General features: G+C 50.4%; 12 protein-coding genes. 5 read left to right on the plus strand and 7 right to left on the minus strand.

Features of this window, described 5'->3' with window-relative positions; all coding sequences use genetic code 11:
* The first annotated feature begins 68 nt into the window (after nt 1-68).
* The 3 genes from A3KS_RS0100735 (at nt 69) to A3KS_RS19620 (ending at nt 3,118) form a co-directional block, all read left to right on the plus strand.
* Entirely contained in the window at nt 69-1,019 is a 951-nt protein-coding gene (locus A3KS_RS0100735; RefSeq protein ID WP_026393252.1) for a hypothetical protein, read from the plus strand.
* A 262-nt stretch (nt 1,020-1,281) separates the two neighbouring features.
* Nucleotides 1,282-1,722, plus strand: a complete 441-nt coding sequence (locus A3KS_RS0100740; protein ID WP_026393253.1) for a MarR family winged helix-turn-helix transcriptional regulator — start codon at nt 1,282-1,284, stop codon at nt 1,720-1,722.
* A 22-nt stretch (nt 1,723-1,744) separates the two neighbouring features.
* Nucleotides 1,745-3,118: an MATE family efflux transporter gene (locus tag A3KS_RS19620; protein ID WP_035354754.1), complete on the plus strand. Its 1,374-nt coding sequence runs from the start codon at nt 1,745-1,747 to the stop codon at nt 3,116-3,118.
* Between the two features lie 157 nt (nt 3,119-3,275).
* Here the strand turns inward: A3KS_RS19620 and A3KS_RS0100750 are convergent, their stop codons facing one another.
* Both A3KS_RS0100750 and A3KS_RS0100755 read right to left on the minus strand, forming a co-directional pair.
* Nucleotides 3,276-4,883 (minus strand): dicarboxylate/amino acid:cation symporter, encoded by a 1,608-nt coding sequence (locus A3KS_RS0100750; RefSeq protein ID WP_026393254.1) that lies wholly within the window; start codon nt 4,881-4,883, stop codon nt 3,276-3,278.
* Nucleotides 4,884-5,302: 419 nt separating this feature from the next.
* The gene (locus tag A3KS_RS0100755) at nt 5,303-5,737 is read right to left on the minus strand and encodes a VOC family protein (RefSeq protein ID WP_026393255.1); all 435 of its coding nucleotides are present in this window, start codon (nt 5,735-5,737) and stop codon (nt 5,303-5,305) included.
* Nucleotides 5,738-6,046: 309 nt separating this feature from the next.
* Between A3KS_RS0100755 and A3KS_RS0100760 the strand changes: the two genes are divergently transcribed.
* Nucleotides 6,047-7,000, plus strand: coding sequence for a calcium/sodium antiporter (locus A3KS_RS0100760; protein WP_026393256.1), 954 nt, complete (start codon nt 6,047-6,049; stop codon nt 6,998-7,000).
* 374 nt (nt 7,001-7,374) lie between these two features.
* On the opposite strand, the gene A3KS_RS0100765 is transcribed toward A3KS_RS0100760, so the two are convergent.
* From A3KS_RS0100765 to A3KS_RS0100785, 5 genes are all read right to left on the minus strand, one after another.
* Nucleotides 7,375-8,850 carry a helix-turn-helix domain-containing protein gene (locus A3KS_RS0100765; protein ID WP_026393257.1) on the minus strand — a complete coding sequence of 492 codons (1,476 nt, stop codon included), beginning with the start codon at nt 8,848-8,850 and terminating at the stop codon, nt 7,375-7,377.
* Between the two features lie 348 nt (nt 8,851-9,198).
* Nucleotides 9,199-10,407, minus strand: a complete 1,209-nt coding sequence (locus tag A3KS_RS0100770) for an EAL and HDOD domain-containing protein (protein WP_026393258.1) — start codon at nt 10,405-10,407, stop codon at nt 9,199-9,201.
* 251 nt (nt 10,408-10,658) lie between these two features.
* Entirely contained in the window at nt 10,659-11,870 is a 1,212-nt protein-coding gene (locus A3KS_RS0100775) for an EAL and HDOD domain-containing protein (protein WP_026393259.1), read from the minus strand.
* 228 nt (nt 11,871-12,098) lie between these two features.
* Nucleotides 12,099-12,722 carry a toxin-antitoxin system YwqK family antitoxin gene (locus A3KS_RS0100780; RefSeq protein WP_026393260.1) on the minus strand — a complete coding sequence of 208 codons (624 nt, stop codon included), beginning with the start codon at nt 12,720-12,722 and terminating at the stop codon, nt 12,099-12,101.
* A gap of 294 nt (nt 12,723-13,016) precedes the next feature.
* Entirely contained in the window at nt 13,017-14,552 is a 1,536-nt protein-coding gene (locus tag A3KS_RS0100785; RefSeq protein ID WP_026393261.1) for a helix-turn-helix domain-containing protein, read from the minus strand.
* Nucleotides 14,553-15,081: 529 nt separating this feature from the next.
* Here A3KS_RS0100785 and A3KS_RS22175 point away from each other — a divergent pair.
* A complete protein-coding gene (locus tag A3KS_RS22175) occupies nt 15,082-18,192 on the plus strand; it encodes a methyl-accepting chemotaxis protein (protein WP_051355567.1) in 3,111 nt (1,036 codons plus the stop codon).
* Nucleotides 18,193-18,254 lie beyond the last annotated feature (62 nt).

The following is an 18,254-nucleotide window of genomic DNA, read 5'->3' on the forward strand; positions in this document are numbered from 1 at the left end:
GAGACCATTCTAAACGAATCAGCTTCCCCCGTAACTGCCCATTCAAATCATGAAAGGAAGGTATTCTTATGTCCCCCAAAAATAGTGGCCCCACTCCGGTTCCCTTTGTCTACAAGCCCTCTGAAAAAAAAGTGTTGGCACAGCTGACGGCCTTTGCCAACCGCTACCAGCCCGTTCACTACAAAAACGATATCATTCTGGAGTTTGTCTTCACCAATCTTGATTCCCGCTATCAATTGGTGATGGGTGTAACCGATTGTGTGGTTAAATCCGCCGACTTTGTCGATTTTACCACGCAAATTGAAATCAGTTTTGATATTTTTGAAGAGGTCGCCTTTAAAGGTCTGTGTATTAAGGAGGTGATTTTGAACAATGATTGTCAGATCAACGGCGCCTTTGCCACCATTATGGCTTTTGAAGATTATTTTGATCTGACCAAAAAAGAAATCATCAAAAAAGCAACCCTGAATCTAATGATCATTCAGTGGATGATGATCTGGATGGTGATGTCCTTTGATGTTTTCTGGGGCAGCATTGCCGGAATCGTCTATTCCTCGCTGATGCCCTTGCTGAGCCGCAAGTTTCTGCTGACCTTTTATGACCGGCTGAGTATTTTTCTGGTGACCGCGTTATGCCTGTTGGGGCTGGTCGCTGTGGATGAGACCCTGATCGTCTGCACCTCCTACTTTTTATTTGGCGCCATGTGGCTGGGTTCCTGTCTGACCAAAGCCCCCCTGACGGTTCATTACAAGCTGGGGAAATTTGGCTACCGCGGCTATTACAACCAGATTTTTCTCGATTCCAACCGGATCATTACAGCCATGTGGGGGGTCTATTATCTGATCGTGACCGGCACCACCTACCTTCTCGATGTCAACGGGATGCGTAGTCTCAGTGGGATTCTGAATTTGCTGATCCCGGTGTTACTGGGACTGGTGACCGTCAAATTTGTCAAGATTTATCCCGAAAAGCGCAAGGCCGCGTTGATGGAGCAACTGGCCGCGATGCCCCAAGAATAAAGTCAATCGATCATTGCCGACATACTACCGTACCGACCAATTGTTAATCTGTTGTTCGCCGCGGAATCGGACAGGCTCCGCCGTGTCCGCTCCGATGCGTACAACATGATGTAACAATTGTCGGTACTAGGTAATCTTTTTAACGGTCACAGATCTCGTTTTTCCGGGATCTTTTTTTATGAAAACGATTCGTGTAAAAGTTGACTTGACAATTAAAAATTCTTTGGATAAAATAGATAGCATGCTAAGTATTGGAGAAACGATGAAGACAGATACCTTTAATTTTGGTGGCACCGTTAAACAATTGAACAACATTATGGAAATGCGATTTAATCATTCTTTGAAACAATGGGATCTGACCTCATCCCAGTTTTCCGTGATTATCTTTCTCCTGCACCATCAGGATCAGGAGGTCAATCAGAAGATGATCGAGGACGCCTTCCTGCTGAAAGGGCCGACCGTAACCGGGATTGTCAAACGCCTGGTTGAAAAGGATTTTATCCGGCGCCGACCCGATTGCCAGGACCGCCGGATTAACTATCTGGAACTGACCGAAAAGGGCCAGCAACTGGAATCGCTGGTCTGTAACGAGATCACCCGCCTGGAAGCGGAAACCCTCCGGGGCATTTCCGCTGAACACCTTGAACTGCTGGAAGCACTTCTGCATCAAATTTTAAAAAACATTACCGGCCCTACACTATGATTCAACGAAAGGAATTATTTTTATGAAAAACGATCTATTTGAAAAGTACCCCATCCCCAAAGCCGTTATGACCCTGGCGATCCCCACCATGCTGAGTATGCTGGTGACGATTGTCTACAACATGGCTGATACCTACTTCGTCGGTCAGACCGGCGACCCCAATCAGGTGGCTGCCGTGACCCTGACGATGCCGATCTTCTTTCTGCTGATGGCCTTTGGTAATATTTTTGGCATCGGCGGCGGTTCTTATATCTCGCGGCTGCTGGGCGAACGAAAAATCACCGATATTAAACATACCTCCTCCTTCGCCTTCTATGGCTCAATTGCCCTCGGTCTGATCGGGATGGTGGTATTCCTGATCTTTATGGATCCGATTCTGACCATTGCCGGCGCCAGCCCCAATACCATCGGCCTGGCCCGGGACTACCTAACCATTATTGCCTATGGCGCCGTCGCCATCAGTCTGCAGAATTCCCTGGCCCAGATTGTCCGGTCCGTCGGTGCGGCCAAAGAATCGATGATCGGGATGATGATCGGGACCATCGTCAACATCATTCTCGATCCGATTATGATTCTGTCCATGGGTATGGGCGTGGCTGGGGCGGCCTGGGCCACCGTGATTGGAAATGCCTGCGCGGTGCTTTATTTTATCTATTACATTTTCAAACACAGTGATGTGCTCTCCATCGCTCCCAAAGATTTCCGGATCGAAGGAGCCATTGCCAAGAACACCTTCGCTATCGGGATTCCGGCCTCCGTTAATAATATCCTGATGAGTTTTTCGATGATCATGCTAAACAGTTTTGCCTCAGCTTATGGTGATACCGTGATTGCCGCTCTGGGTGTTTCCGGCCGGGTCTTCTCCATTGTGGTGATGCTGGCATTGGGTCTGGCGATGGGGATTCAGCCCTTTATTGGCTACAATTACGCCCAGCAAAACTATAAACGGATGAACGATGCCATCAAATTTACGGCGGTGGTTGGCATGATTATGGGAACCGTGGTGATGATCTTCGCGATCCTTTTTGCCACCCAGATCATCACCTTCTTTATCAATGACGCCGATGTTATTGCCATCGGTGCGACGATGCTGATTATTCAAATGCTGGTCAGCCCCTTCCTGGGCCTCCAGTTTATTGTTACCACCGTCTATCAGTCGTTAGGAAAAGCGATCCCGTCCCTGATCCTGACTGTTTGCCGCCAGGGACTGGCCTTTATCCCGATTTTGATTATTGGCTCCTCGCTGTTTCAGCTCCAGGGTATTATCTGGGCTCAACCACTGGCCGACGTTGTCTCCATTATCCTGGCCGTGTCAATGTACACCGTCACCTACCGTAAACTGCGGGCCAGCAAGACCGAACCGGTTGCTCTGGCGATGGAAGACGGGTTGGCTTAAGACATAAAAAGCGCCCTTCTATGGGCGCCCGGGTTGGTGAAAACTACCGTACCGACCAATTATTAATCTGTTATTCGCCGTGTCCGCTCTGATGCGTACGATATGATGTAATAATTGTCGCTACTGGGTTGGTATTTAAAGATTAACTTGAGCGCCCTTAGATAGGGCGCTTTTTTAGTTCACTGGCACGGAGCCGGGCTTCGGTGTGGAGCATGCCGATGTTGGTGGTCATGACGTTGCTGGCAGTGGCTGGGTAGTCTAAAAAGATCGCAATGGTTACGGCCAGGGCCAGTCCTTCCAGCGGGATGCCCAGCAGGTTGAAGACAATCGTAAACAGAAAGGCGCCCATTCCCGGCGAGGGCGGCACGGCCACCGAGAGGATCATACACAAAATCACCACCGGGATCATATCCGGCAGCGAAAAACTGATCCCATAAATATTACCGACAAACAGGGCGGTCAGCAAGAGCATCGGAATGGCATCCTGCTTGTTGAACAGGACCCCCACCGGAATCGAAAAATGGACCACATAGTCGCGGATTTTTTGTTTGCTCAGGGCCGTCGCGGTGTGGCTGGCAAAGGTGGCACTGGAGCTGGCGGTGGACAGCGCAATCAGCAGAAACGGCGCGGCGGACTTCAGATAGGCCAGCGGGCTGATTTTATGATAAACTGCAACACTCAACAGCATCACCAGATCGATGATTAGAAAAGAGCCGAGCAACAGCGCAATCAGCCCAAAGGCCCCCAGCAGGGCGGCGCCATCGCCGGAGATCATCATGTTCAGGATACTGATAAAAACGACCCCGGGCATCAGCGCACAGATCGCATCGAGAATCGTGGCAAAGACCAGATTGGCTTCGGTGATGATCCGGGTGATTGCGGGAAACCGGCCCTTTAAGGTCAGCATCACGATCCCGCCAATAATCGCCAGAAACATGATTTGCAGGGTATTACCGTCGATAAAAGGCTTTATGATATTGGTGGGAATAATGCCGAAGACCATCGCCCCGATCTGATTCCACAGATCACCCTGACCGCCGGCACTGGCCGAGCCACTGCGGCCCAGCAAAAATAGCTGAGCCAGAGCCAGTGAAACCGCCGACGCCAGCAGAATAACTGCCATCGACCAGGTCAGCAGCAACCGGAAAATCCGCTTCATCTGGGCCAGGTTATCCATATTGACAATGCTGCCGATGGCCGAGAAAAACAGCACCGGAATGACGATGGCGTTCAGAAAGCCGAAAAAGGTACTGCTGATCGGTGTCAGAATGCCGGCCCCCAGCTGCTTACCGAGCTCCGGCGCCAGTGCCTCAAAAACCAGCCCCGCCAGGATTGCCGCCACCAGCGCCACGGCGGTGGCCAGAGCCGGATTCAGCGGTTTCTGTTTCAGGGTATAGGCAACCGTGTTACAGCCTTTTTCATAGGAATAGGTCACCGCTGATAAACCAATCAGAATATTCTGGCCGATCCGGTTGTAGTCGGCGTCCTCATCCTCCGATGTTTCCGGCAGCGCCAGCGGGTTTTGGGGATCGCCCCAGTAGTTCAAGGTTAGGGTAATCGTTTTAAAACGCTTCTGAATCGCCAGTTCAAAACTGGCCGTGTCAGCCGCCTGATCGGCCCAGTAAACAATCGCTTCTTCGACAAAGAGCTGAGCTTTCAGGTTGTCGGTCTTGGGACACTTATAGTGGTTTAGCAGCCCTTCAACAAAGGTATTGGCTTCGTCGAGGCTGGCCAGACTTAGTGGTAAAATCTTTTTTGTTTCCATGGTTCCCCCTTATGCTTGGTATCTTATGACTATGCTGGAAATGAACCCTACCACACTACACCCACACAAATAACACCGGATCTGTGACCCGGTGTAAAGACTGTCAAAAAAGATAACCTAGTACCGACAATTGTTACATCATGTTGTACGCATCGGAGCGGACACGGCAGCGCCTGTCCGATTCTTCGCGAAGGCAACGAGCCAATCACAAGCTTGCTTGTAGTTGGCGACTGCCCGCGACCAAGGCGAAAGGAGTGCAGCGGATTTCGCATGGTGCGGCGAACAACAGATTAACAATTGGTCGGTACGGTAATTTATCGACAACCTCAACACCGGATCTATGACCCGGTGTTATTCACGTTGATGGAAAATTGTTATTATCATCAAATGGTGTCCGTGTTAGTCTAAGATTATCACTATTATACCACCTGATTCATTCTGCCGTCATCATAATTTAACTGCCAACCGACCCCAAATTTATCAACCAGGGAACCGTAGACCTTGCTCCAGAAGGTTTCCTGAAGTTCCATCTCGACGGTGCCGCCCTCTTTTAATTTATAATAGAGGATTTTGATCTCATCGAGATCGTCACTGAAGATCACCAGGGTCATCTTGTCTTTATGACTATCCGGGGATTTTAAGGGTATATCGGAAAGTAGCATCCGCGTTTCATCCTGCTCCAGATCTGCCCGGATCACCACCTTGTCAGAGCGATCCTGCTCGACCGCTTCCGGTTCTGGAAGCCGGTCACCAAACAGGATGATTTCGGGGATATCGGTGCCGAAAACATCGGCATAGAATTCCACAGCTTCCTGACAATTTCCATTAAAACTAAGATAGGGTTGTATCTGCATTACGACGCTCCTTTTTTCGTATTGATGCGAACCGGATACCCCGGTCCGGGGGGTCCGCTCCAATCATTCTGTTTTAATCAATTTTACAGAACCATGACACTCTGTTACATTGTATAGCCTGTTTTTTACGATTTAAACGGTTTCGGGTAAAATTTTCACAACTTTCGGTAAAATAAAATTGACCAAACGCAAATCTGCTGGTATTGTTATAAGGGCTCTGAAATACAGTGCTATTTTTATTCATTTTGGTTCGATTGCCGGCAACCGCCAACAGGCAACTGCAATTTATATTTAAAGGGAGGATTTGTTGTGAGTATTATCTTTTTAATTATCGGGCTGGTCTTATTAGTCAAGGGCGCCGATTTTTTTGTGGAGGGTTCGTCTTCCATTGCCAAGCGCTTTAACATCCCCAGCATGGTCATCGGTTTGACCCTGGTGGCCTTTGGGACCAGTGCCCCAGAACTGGCTGTCTCAGTATCCGGATCGATGAACCAGGCCAATGGGATTGTCTTCGGGAACGTGGTCGGTTCGAATATTGTCAATGTCCTCTTTATTCTGGGGATCTCGGCCTTTATCACCCCCATCAGCATCAAGTCAAAAACAATTTTCAAAGAGATGCCCTTCGCCATTCTGACCACCGTCGCACTGATGCTGATGGTCATGGATGGTCTGATCAACGGTGACCCGATCTCGGTGGTTTCCCGTTCTGAGGGTTGGATCTTGTTGTTATTTTTTGCTATTTATCTGTATTCGATGGTGGAAATCGCCATCCTCGGCAAGGAAGAATCCGAGGGCGAAATTCTGTTGCTGCCGGTACCCAAGAGCATTCTCTTTACCCTCGGTGGATTAGTGGCAATCGTTTTTGGTGCCGATCTGGTGGTTAAAGCCGCCATCGAAATCGCCACCCTGTTAGGGATGTCCGAAACCGTAATCGGTTTGACCATCGTCGCCATCGGTACCTCCCTGCCGGAGCTGATCACCTCCGTGGTCGCCGCCAAGAAGGGCGAAAACGATATTGCCGTCGGTAATATCGTCGGCTCCAATATCTTTAACATCCTGTTCGTTATGGGTGTCTCCGGGGTTATTTATCCCATCGATATTGCCATGGAAAACTATACCGATCTGTGGATCCTGCTGGCGGCCATGGTCGTGGTGGTCCCGATGATGTACACCTCCAAAAAAATCAGTCGCTGGGAAGGCGCTGTCATGATGCTGGGCTACGTCGGTTATTCGGCCTTCATCATCATGCGGGCGATCGCCTAATCACTGCTCAATCTAAACACAAGCGAAAAAAAGCACCGGCTAAAAACCGGTGCTTTTTGTCTGTTAAAATGGAGAACCCCGTGTTCGGCACGGTCGCTCTCATTAACCTGCGCGCCCAGATTAGCACACATGTTAATTTTTCAAATGCCAACCCAGTACCGACAATTGTTACATCATGTTGTACGCATCGGAGCGGACAGGTTGATAAACCTGTCCGATTCTGCGTGCAGGCAACGAGCCAATCACAAGCTTGCTTGTAGTTGGCGACTGCCCGCGACCAATGCGAAAGGAGCAAAGCGGATTTCGCATGGCGCAGCGAACAACAGATTAACAATTGGTCGGTACGGCAGTTTTATGCTAACTGGCGCGCGGACCTAGGCCCGGGCTTCGTATTGGCTGATCAGCTGATCCATCGCGGCGACGGTGGCTTCTTTGGGCAATACATAGGGGCTGCCGGGGAGACTGCGAAAAAAATCGTCAAAGGCGGCGACAATATTGGCTTCTTTTAATTTGACCGTCTTAAAGACCTGCTGATCACCTTTTTTGTAGTGCAGAATTAGATGTACCATGGTGGCTTCATTGACAAACTCCACCGCCGCATTCAGGGCGATCTTACCTTCATCAAACGCATAGGTTTTGCGGACATCGGCGACAATATCGTCGCGGACCTGCCGGATCAGCATCAGCCGCTCGGCCGGGGTAAAGGGTTCACAGATTTCCTCGGGAAAATACATGCTGCCGGTTTCCATAAAGGTGGCCAGATTGGTCAGCGAAAAGACGTTGATCATCGACCGGTTTTCCTGTTTGAAATAGTCATAGAAGCGATTGGTGGCGGCCACCAGCGGTTCATAAAAGGGCAGATTTTTTTTGACCTTGGCGGCTACCATCTCATGGGTGGCATAATAGGCAAAACAGGGCAGCGGTTCGACGACCTGGCGGATCCGATAGGTGCTGTCGAGGGTATAGATGGCAAACAAGTCCCGACTTTCCTCAATAAAGGGCTCGGTCTGCTGCAGGATTGTCACAAAGCCCTTCTGATAGAGGCGGTAAAGCTCGGGATCATGATAGCGGACAGCCCGGCCGAAGTCCCGGGAAATGGTGATGACCGCTTCGGTGGTCAGGATAAAGTACGGAAACAGCACATTAATTTCGGGAGCGTCCCCGGTGGACTGGTAGTAATAATTGGACTGGTAACTGACATTGTCCAGCAACGACAGTCCAATCAGGGTCTTAAGGGCCCCCAGACCGGGATCAGCGGTTGCGGCCGCGGTTTCAGGAAAACTCTGGACATCCTGCAAGGTCAGATGTTTCGGGTTGCCCAGCATCTGCTCAAAAATATGCCGATAGATGGCTTCAAAATGACTGGGAATGGCCAGCTTTAAATGGGGCCGTTCAGCGCCGAACAGTTCCCGGTCGATGCTGTTTTCGATCATCGCCAGCACCGCCCCGGGGCCATTGATAATCTCGATTGGCTCCCGGACCAGTGGGGCTGTTGCGGACCCGCCTTTCGGCTCGCCTGCGGCTTTTATTTTAACCGCTTTGATAAAGGGAATCTGATAGCTGGTCAGTTCATAAATGATGGCGATCAGTTCGACTATTTTTTGGCGATTATAATAACAGCGTTCGCCCACCTGAGTTATTTCCAGCAGCGTCTGCAATTCTTCGACCTCCGCATTGGACAGTCGTAAGGCCTTGCATAAGTTGTCGAAAACTCTTTTGGTCGGCAGCCGTTCCCCGGTTTTAAGCCGCTGTAAGGTAGTGCGGTTGATTTTGCCCATTTCGGCCAGTGATTGCACCGTTTCGCCGCTTTCATCGATCAGTTCTTCAATTCGTTTGCTAAATCGTGTCATGCTCTGCTCCTGTTCGAATTTATTTGTTTGAATTCGCTTTATGTGTCGTTTTTTATGATTGTTGGATCGATCCGATTTGATATCATCGTGATCTGACTTGCGCGCGGCGATTTAATCAAACCGGGCGCTACCTTAATTATAGCGGTGTTTCAGGCAATTGCAAGATGTGGCATTTTGTGTGCCAGAATATTCCGGTTTTTTTATTTTCTGGCGGCCCGGGTCTTGACGCGGCATAAAAAAAAGACAGTTCCCCCAGTTTAACTGGCTGAACTATCCCCTTTGCGCGGATCTTATTATTTTTTGACGATTCGTTCCGGTTATTTTCGCTGCCGCGATTTTTAAGTGCTTTCAGGCGATATTGCCAATGACGTTCCGAGCCCAGTTGATGGCTTCCCGGTAGTCGTGATAAATGTAATATTCCTCAATATTCAAGGCCCGGGCATTGCTATCAACCTGACCCCAGTCGCCTTTTTCATAGGTCAGGATTAATTCATAGATGGGATAGAGATGTCCCTCGCCCTCGATTAAGGCATCAAGAATTGCCTGCGGCAAGGTAATCCCCGCCAGCACCACGGCCATCGGCTGATCGAGAATCGCGTCCAGCACGCTGAACAGTCCCATCAGGGCGGCATCCGCTTCCAGTTCGATCAGCCCGGCCCGTTTGGCCAGGGATTCGGCAAAGCGGGTACGGATCAGTGACAGTTTAATCAGTTCGGCGGGTTTATCCTTACTGAGATCATGGATCATTAAAATACTGATCCAACGTTCAAATTCCCGCAGTCCGATGTAGCTGAGGGCAAATTTAATTGAGCTGATCAATTCGCTGCCAGCCCGAAAACTGGCCAGCCGCAGCAGCCGATAGGTCAGGGTGACATCCTGCTCGATCAGCTGCGCCAGGCGGTCAAAAGAGGGTTCATCGGCGTTGATTTCGGTCATCAGCTGCAGATACTGAATCTGCGAGGGTGTGGCCCGGAAGGACCGTCCGGCAATCCGCGGTTTGCTGAAAAAATAGCCCTGAAACAGGGTAAAACCCATCGCTTTGGCCTTAATAAATTCAGCCTGGGTTTCGACCTTTTCGGCCAGCAGGGTCTTTCCCTGGGCCAACCCGGCGGGAACGTCGGCGGCAATGCGATCGAGCGGGGTGACCATAATATCGTATTTGATAATATCAGCCAACGGGGTCAGCGGGTAACTTTTTAAGGTCTGGGCAAAATCATCAAGGGCGATGCTGTAACCCATCGCTTTGATATCCGTCAGGCGCGCCATCAGATTGTTGCTGACTTCGATATTTTCCAGCATTTCGACGATCATCCGGTCCGGTTTGATCAGCTCCACGGCTTCGGAGTGGATAAAGATCTCATCAAAATTGATGAAGGCGATCTTGTCTTCAATCAGATTTTCCAGGCCCGATTCAAACAGGCCGGTGATGACCATGGCCGTTGCCCCCTGGGATGATACGCCGCCAAACTGGGTTGACTGGCTGTTAAGGCGAAATAAAAGCTCATATCCGTACACTTCAAGCTGTGCGTTGAAAATCGGTTGTCTGGCAATAAACATGGGGCCTCCTGAATCTGGCTAAACGCATAATTTTATCATAGTCTAATCCTTTTCAATAATTTTATTTTATCACTTAGTTTCATTAAATACAAGTATTTTTATCCACCTGATGCGGCCTTTATGTGCGGCCCGGGTCACCGCCGCCGCTGCATGTGCTCAAATAAAAAGAAACATGACCGCGCTGGAGCCGGTCATGTTTCTGCTTACTGACGTCTTGATGGGCGGCCGCGTTGATTGGGCACCCGGTGCTATCAGTCAAGGTTTGAAATAATTTCATTGGCCCATTGAATCGCTTCGCGATAGTCGTGATACAGGATATACTCTTCGATGTTCAGCTCCTGGGACCGGCGCAGGGTGGTGGCCCAATCGCCTTTTTCATAGGCCGCCATTAATTCATAAATCGGATACAGGGGGCCGCTGCCGTCAAGCAGGGCTTCCAGAATTGCCGGTGGCAGGGTTATCCCGGCCAGGGCCTCGGCCATCGTCTGATCGAGAATACCGTCCAGGACACTGAACAGGCCCATCATCCCGGCGCTATGCTGGGCATTGTAGGTCAGCAGTGCCCGTTTGGCCAGGGTTTGGGCAAAGCGGCTGCGGATAATCGAGATTTTCATCAATTCTTCGGGTTTGTCCTTGCCCAGATCCTGCAGCATTAAAATATTAAGCCAGCGTTCAATTTCGTTGAGACCCATATAGGTCAGGGCATAGCGGATCGAACTGACGAGGTCATGATTGGACCGGACACTGGCCATCCGCATGACCCGATACGCCAGGGTGACATCCTGCTGGATCAATTCAGCCAGGGCATCATAGGAAGGATCATCCTTTTTAAGCTCGGAAATCAGCTTGAAATACTGGAGCTTGGTCGGTGATTTACTGACCGAATGTCCGGCGATAATCGGTTTGCTGAAAAAATAGCCCTGAAACAGCGTGAATCCCATTTCTTTGGCCTGCTGAAATTCGGCCTGGGTTTCGACCTTTTCGGCCAGCAGCACTTTTCCCTGGGTCAGCGCCGCCGCGGCATCAGCCGCAATCGTCGCTAACGGGGTGACCATCAGGTCATACTTGATAATATCGGCAAAGGGGGTCAGTGGATAGCTGTCATAAACTTCTTCAAAATCGTCCAGCGCAATCTTATAGCCCTGATCCTTGATGGTTTGCAGGCGGGCCATCAAGGGCCCGTCAATTTTGATCTTTTCCAGCATTTCGACCACCATCTGATCGGGTTTGATCAGTTCCAGCGCATCGGAATGAATGAAAATCTCGTCAAAATTAATAAAGGCCAGTTTGTCTTCGACGATATTTTCAATCCCCGATTCGTACAGGCCGGTGATCACCGCCGCAGTAGCCCCCTGGGAAGAAACCCCGCCAAACTGACTGGAGTGGCTGTTTAACCGAAAAAGTAATTCATATCCATAAACGTCCAGTTGATCATTAAAAATTGGTTGTCTGGCAATAAACATCGTGTCCCCCTTTGAAGCATCGGTACTGCTTCACGATTCAACTGAAACCAGCTGGTTTATAAGTGTCGACCTTGTTGATTTTATGATAGCACGATCGCGGACAATAAACAAGCTAAATCCGACTCACTCTGATTGATTCTGCCGGGCGCACCATAAAAAAGCATCCGGACTGGCGATGATCAGTCCGGATGCTTTTTTGCGGTTGTTTTTTTGTCTATGCCGTGCCGCTTATTGGGCCGGTTTGCCGTAGGCGAATTTTCCTTTAAAGACCAGTCGGCCATTGCGGTCATAGGAACGCCCTTCGCCATGCCAGACACCATTGACAAATTCACCCTCGTATTTCAGCTGGCCATTGTCGTAATATTCTTTGCAATGGCCAGTTGGTACCGAGGGATCCTTGATATTTTCCTGATTACTGGGGAGCCGGGCAAAATTGCCCTCGCATTTCAGTTTACCGTTCTGGTCAAAGATCCGCCCCTGCCCCGAGGCGTAACCACTTTCAAAATTGCCGATATATTTCAGCTTGCCGTTTTCTTCATAGAGCTTGCCCTGACCGGCGGCCAGGCCGTTGCTAAAGTTGCCTTCGTATTTCAGGGTCCCATTGGGGTAGTATTCTTTACCGACACCGACCTGGATGGCGTTGACAAAAACGCCTTCGGAGGCCAGCCGGTTGTTAACAAAACGCTGGCCGATAAAGCGGCTGCCCTGATAATAACCGATCAGATAACCGTCTTTACAGGGAATTCTCAGCAGCGGCTGCTGGCCGGTCGGACTGTGCTGCGAAGCGGTCAGATAGAGCCAGATGGCGACGGCGACAATAACGACCAGAACAACAAAAATAATACCGCCCATAAGCTTACCTCCTGTGATGGATTTTGGTACAGCGAAACAATTTTGTACAAACTGGAGGTTAGCGCTTCGCTGGCGCACCGACAATTGTTAATCTGTTGTTCGCTGCGGGAGCGGACAGGTTTATCAACCTGTTCGCCCCGATGCGTACAACATGATGTAACAATTGTCGGTACTGGGTTTGAAGTTGTCGCTCAGTTTATTTTTATTTTTTACAAAATTGTTTTTAGAACCAACTGCAAAACAAGCCTTGTATGACTTTATTGTTTTTTGCTATATCGCTAGTTGATAAGCTTATTATAACCCCGGTGGCGGTGATTCGACAAGGTTTTCGGTGAAATTAGGATCGGTGCCGGTTGCGCTCATAAAGGCTGGTTGGTATTCCCGAAGCAGGGCGTCAATTTCGGCCAGGGTGGTTTCGGTGGGCAGCACATATTCACTTTTGGGGAGACTGGTAAAAAAATCCTCAAAGGCAGCAATGATGCCGGGTTCCCGGAGTTCAACTGTTTTGTAAATGATTTTATCATCGATCTTGTAATGAAGGATCAGACGCAGACCATCGCCTTCACTGATAAATTCTACCGCTGAATTTAGAAACAGTTTATCATCATCCAGGGCAAAGAGAATACGGCGTTTATGGAACAGATCATCCCGGACCTGCTGTATTGTCGTGAACCGTTCTTCCAGTGTTAAGGGATGATAGAGATACTCAGGGAGTATCAGACTGCCATCTTTCATAAACTGGCGCAGGTTTTTCAGTGAAAAAATATTGAGCATCTGGGTATTCAATTTTCTGAAACGTTGGTAGTACTGATCGACCGCCTCCAACAGTGCTTCGTAATAGGGGAAATCCCTGTTTATCTTTTTTTCCAGTATTTCCCGATCAGCATAATAGGCTAAGCAGGGCAATGGTTCAAAAACATATTTAATATGAAATTCCCGGTCGATGGCAAATACCTTATACATATCATTACTCTCCAGAATAAACGGCTGGGTTGATGCCAGCATTTGGGCGAAGCTGTCACTGTAGAGGCGAACAAAGGCGGGATCCTGGTAGTGGACGGCCTGACTTAAATCCCGGGAAAGGGTGATGACGGTGCTGGAGGTCAGGATAAAATACGGGAACAGGGCGCTGATTTCCGGGCCGGAGCTGGCTTTTTCGGATTGCTGCACCCAGCAATGGGACTGGTAGTTGACATTGTCCAGCAGGGTCAGGGCAATCAGATGTTTCAGCGCCCCCAGCATCGGATCGGCGCCGGTGTCGCCGACTTCCCGGTGCAGACTCAGGACATCCTGGAGGTTTAAGGTTTTTTTATTTCCCAGCAGCTGCAAAAACAGATAATCATAAACCGCCTGGAAACCATAGGGAATGGCCAGCTTCACGGTTGGCGTGGGGGCTGCAAACAACTCCCCGTCAAGACAGTGCTGGATCAAACTCAGCACCTGTTTTTCGCCGGCGACAATTTGCATCGTCGGCAGCGGCTCACTGTTTTTTTGAACCCCCTCCCGTTGCCGCAACTCCTTGGAAAAAGGGATCTTATATTCCGTTAATTCCGAAACCGTTTCGATCAATTCAATAATCTTTTGACGGTTGGCATAGGTCCCTTCCCCGACCTGAGCGATGGCCAGCAGCGTTTCCAGTTCGGCTTCTTCGGCTGGTGACAGCCGCAGCACCCGGGTCAATTTTTTGAAAAAGGCCCGGGTCGGCAGCCGTTCCCCGGACTTTACCCGCTGCAGGGTGGTCCGGTTGATGTTCCCCATTTCCGCCAGGGACTGAACGCTTTCCCCACTTTCGCTGATGTATTCGGTTATTTTCTGACTCAGTAATGACATAAGACCTCCCGGAAATAGGCAATGTTGCCGATTTCGACTTTATTCGTTATTCTTAAAGAATTTTATTCACTTATCTCTGTTATTGTGCATGTTCTACTGAACCATCATAATCGTTTTCTTATGGACTGACAAGTGTAATTTTTTGCGATTGTTACAAAAACGCCCCTTTGTCAACCGCGGCATGCGCTGATTTTTACCTTCTCTATCATAACCGCATAATACCCGCGCCAACCGTAGCCCCCTTACTTGCACGTTGCGATTAATATTTTGTGTTTTTTTTAACAATTTCGCTGGTAATTATGGGGTCGAATCGATATAATAGGTAAGGCTTTATTAATGTTTTTAGGATTCATTCGTGATGCCGCAAGGATCGCGGTCAGCGCTATCATTTTTGATTAACTCAATAATAAACTCCGGCCCTTCACAATCACAGTGGCAACCCAGGTTGTGTGACAATCCTGACGGATTGGACTTGACGTTGACCCCCAAAAACGGTTAAAGCCAGAACGATAAAGAAAAGAGGTTAATCATGGAACAAAATGAACCGTCCTTAATGGACAAAACCCCGGACAAAAATCTGGGCAAATCCCCGGCCCTGGACCCAACTCCGGCCACCGGCTTTAGAGCTGGCAACGACAGGCGGGTAATCAAAAAACACCTGTCGACCAAACTGCTCGGTTTCACCCTGGCGATCCTGGCGATTGCCGTCATCGCGCTTGGCATTATTTCTTATAATATGGGCTCCGCGGCCCTACTGGAGCAGGCCAATGGCGATGCCCAGAAATATACCAACGAAGGCGCCGCTCACGTGGCTGCGATCATCGCCGGAAATCTGGAAACCCTCAACGAGGTCACCCTCCGCGGCGGTGTTGCCTCAATGGACTGGAATGCTCAGGTGGCCGCTATCGGCGCGGATGTCACCACCCTCGGTTATGAGGACATCGCCGTCATGAAGCTGGATGGCCACGCCAAATATCTGGCTGGCGGCGGTGAGTTTGACGCCGCCGGGCAGTTCTGGTATGAGAACGGCTTTAACGGCGAAACCGCCGTTTCTGACGTCGCCATCAGTAAGGTCACGCTAAAACCAGTGGTCTTTGATGTCGCCCCGATTAAAAACAATGGTCAGGTGGTCGGCTTACTGGTCGGTCGTCGCGATCCTACCTTTTTAAAGGACACCACCAATGCCATGGGTGACGGCGACCGCCAATACGGCTTTGTCGTCAATGCCGATGGTGGCTTTATGGCCCATCCTAACGATGAGGTGGTGCTGGAACAAACTAATGTCTTCACCGACATCGACAACGACGGCACCTGGAAAGATTTCGGGCTGGCTTTTAAAGAGCTGGGGGCCGGTCAATCGGGGATGCTCACCTACCGCTTAAATGGTGACACCAAAATCGGCGCGACCGCCCCCATCCCCGGCACCAACTGGAACCTGATCATCGCTCAGTATGAAAGTGATGTTCTGGCCCCGATGGTCCATCTGCGCACTGTCACGATCCTGATTTCGCTGCTGGTGCTGGTCCTTGGTGGTGCTGCGGCCTGGTATCTGGCCAAAAAGATTACCAAACCGATTGTCGATTTAACCGCCCTGGCCGATCAGATGGCCCTGGGTAATGTCGATCTGGAAATCGCTGCTGCCAGCGAAGACGAAATTGGGGCGCTGATGAATTCCTTTGCTACCATCATTGCCAACCGTAAGGACCAGGCCGAGGCCGCCCAACGATTATCGACCGGCGACTTCGCGGTCGAAATCATCCCCCAATCGGATCAGGATGTCCTGGCTTATGCCCTGATTGATATGGTTGCGGAAATGAACAAGGTTAACGCGGGGATCAAAAAAATCGGTACCGCCGCCCAGGAAGGGCAGCTGAATTACCGCGGTAACACCACCGAGTATACCGGTGCCTTCAAGGATATGATTATCAGCCTCAACAACATGATCAACACCTTTGTCAAACCGCTTAAAGTGGCCAGTAAGGCCATTGAACGGATCGGCAACGGGGTGCTGCCACCCAAGATCACCACCGAATACAAGGGTGATTTTAATGATCTCAAAACCAACATCAATGCCTGTATCGACGGCCTCGGCGCTCTGACCGAAGGGAACCAGGTGCTGGCGCTGCTTTGTGCCAATGATCTGTCGCAGAAAATGGAAGGTCAATATCAGGGCATTTATCAGGAAATTGGCGAATCGATTAACGGCGTTCACGCCCAGATGGTCCATATTGTCGAAATTGCCAACAACATTGCTGCCGGAAACCTCTGTGATCTGGACGGCCTCAAGGCCATTGGTCAGCGCAGCGACAACGACACCCTGGTGCCCAGCTTTATCAGCATGATCGAAAGCATTGCCCGGCTGGTCACCGAAACCCAGACGATGACGCAGATCGCCGTTTCCGGCGATCTGACCAACCGTGGCGACGTGACCAAATTCCAGGGCGAATACGCCAAGGTGGTGGAAGGCTTCAACCAGACCCTCGATGTCGTTATTGAGCCGATTAATGCCGCTTCAGCGACGCTCCGGGAACTGTCCCAGGGTAATCTTCACACCGAAATGCACGGCGACTTTAAGGGCCAGCATGGTCAGATTAAAGAAGATATGAACCAGACCATCGCCTTCCTGAAAGAATATGTCGAAGAAATTACCCAGACGCTGGAAGAAATGGGCCGCGGCAACCTCAATCAGGAAATTACGACCACCTACCTGGGCGATTTCCAGGCCATTAAAACAGCCCTCAATGAGATTACCGCCAGCCTCAGCACCACCATGTTTGAAATTAACAATGCTGCCGGCCAGGTCGAAAGCGGCGCCCGTCAGATATCGGATGGCGGTCAGGCCCTGGCTCAGGGCACGACCGAGCAGGCCTCAGCGATTCAGGAACTGACGGCTTCGATTGATGAGGTCGCCCAGGAAACCAAACAGAATGCCATGCGGGCTAACGAAGCCAATGAGCGTTCGATCGAGGTCCGCAACAATGCCGAAATCGGTAATGCCCGGATGACCAACATGGTCACGGCGATGGTGGACATTAATACCTCATCCCAGAGTATTTCTAAAATCATCAAGGTCATTGACGACATCGCCTTCCAGACCAATATCCTGGCTCTGAATGCCGCTGTCGAAGCGGCCCGGGCCGGACAACATGGCAAGGGTTTTGCCGTTGTCGCCGAAGAGGTCCGCTCGCTGGCGGCTCGCTCCGCCGAAGCGGCCAAGGAAACCACCGGGCTGATTGAAGGCTCGATCGATAAGGTCGCGGTCGGTTCTAAAATTGCCGATGAAACCGCCGAAAGCCTGACCCAGATTCTCGCCGATATCGGCAAGGTTACCGCCCTGGTCGGTAACATCGCCCGGGCCTCCAACGATCAGGCCTCGGAAATCGCTCAGATTACTCAGGGCATCGAACAGGTTTCTCAGGTCGTTCAGACCAACTCCGCCACGGCCGAAGAAAGCGCCGCGGCCAGTGAGGAACTGTCCGGCCAGGCCGAAATGCTCAAGCAGATGGTCGGGGCTTTTACGATCAAAGCCGACGGCGGCAGCTTTACCGCCGCCACCCCGGCTGCCACCCGGCCGCAACCGGTCACGGCCCCAGCTGAACCGCGGATTGAGCTGGATGACTGGGATAATGACAAGTATTAAGGGCGACACGACGAACGCCTGACCGATCATTTTTTTCAGTAATTCCCACCATCCCAAAATAC

The sequence above is a fragment of the Acetobacterium malicum subsp. dehalogenans DSM 11527 genome (assembly GCF_000472665.1).
Taxonomy (GTDB): Bacteria; Bacillota; Clostridia; order Eubacteriales; family Eubacteriaceae; genus Acetobacterium; species Acetobacterium malicum.

What these genes read in the sequence shown, in the direction of transcription:
- A3KS_RS0100765 (WP_026393257.1), bottom strand. Translation starts at nt 8,850, where the DNA reads ATGACACGATTTAGCAAACGAATTGAAGAACTGATCGATGAAAGCGGC.
- A3KS_RS22175 (WP_051355567.1), top strand. Translation starts at nt 15,082, where the DNA reads ATGGAACAAAATGAACCGTCCTTAATGGACAAAACCCCGGACAAAAAT.
- A3KS_RS0100735 (WP_026393252.1), top strand. Translation starts at nt 69, where the DNA reads ATGTCCCCCAAAAATAGTGGCCCCACTCCGGTTCCCTTTGTCTACAAG.
- A3KS_RS0100770 (WP_026393258.1), bottom strand. Translation starts at nt 10,407, where the DNA reads ATGTTTATTGCCAGACAACCGATTTTCAACGCACAGCTTGAAGTGTAC.
- A3KS_RS0100750 (WP_026393254.1), bottom strand. Translation starts at nt 4,883, where the DNA reads ATGGAAACAAAAAAGATTTTACCACTAAGTCTGGCCAGCCTCGACGAA.
- A3KS_RS0100755 (WP_026393255.1), bottom strand. Translation starts at nt 5,737, where the DNA reads ATGCAGATACAACCCTATCTTAGTTTTAATGGAAATTGTCAGGAAGCT.
- A3KS_RS0100740 (WP_026393253.1), top strand. Translation starts at nt 1,282, where the DNA reads ATGAAGACAGATACCTTTAATTTTGGTGGCACCGTTAAACAATTGAAC.
- A3KS_RS0100775 (WP_026393259.1), bottom strand. Translation starts at nt 11,870, where the DNA reads ATGTTTATTGCCAGACAACCAATTTTTAATGATCAACTGGACGTTTAT.
- A3KS_RS0100780 (WP_026393260.1), bottom strand. Translation starts at nt 12,722, where the DNA reads ATGGGCGGTATTATTTTTGTTGTTCTGGTCGTTATTGTCGCCGTCGCC.
- A3KS_RS0100785 (WP_026393261.1), bottom strand. Translation starts at nt 14,552, where the DNA reads ATGTCATTACTGAGTCAGAAAATAACCGAATACATCAGCGAAAGTGGG.
- A3KS_RS19620 (WP_035354754.1), top strand. Translation starts at nt 1,745, where the DNA reads ATGAAAAACGATCTATTTGAAAAGTACCCCATCCCCAAAGCCGTTATG.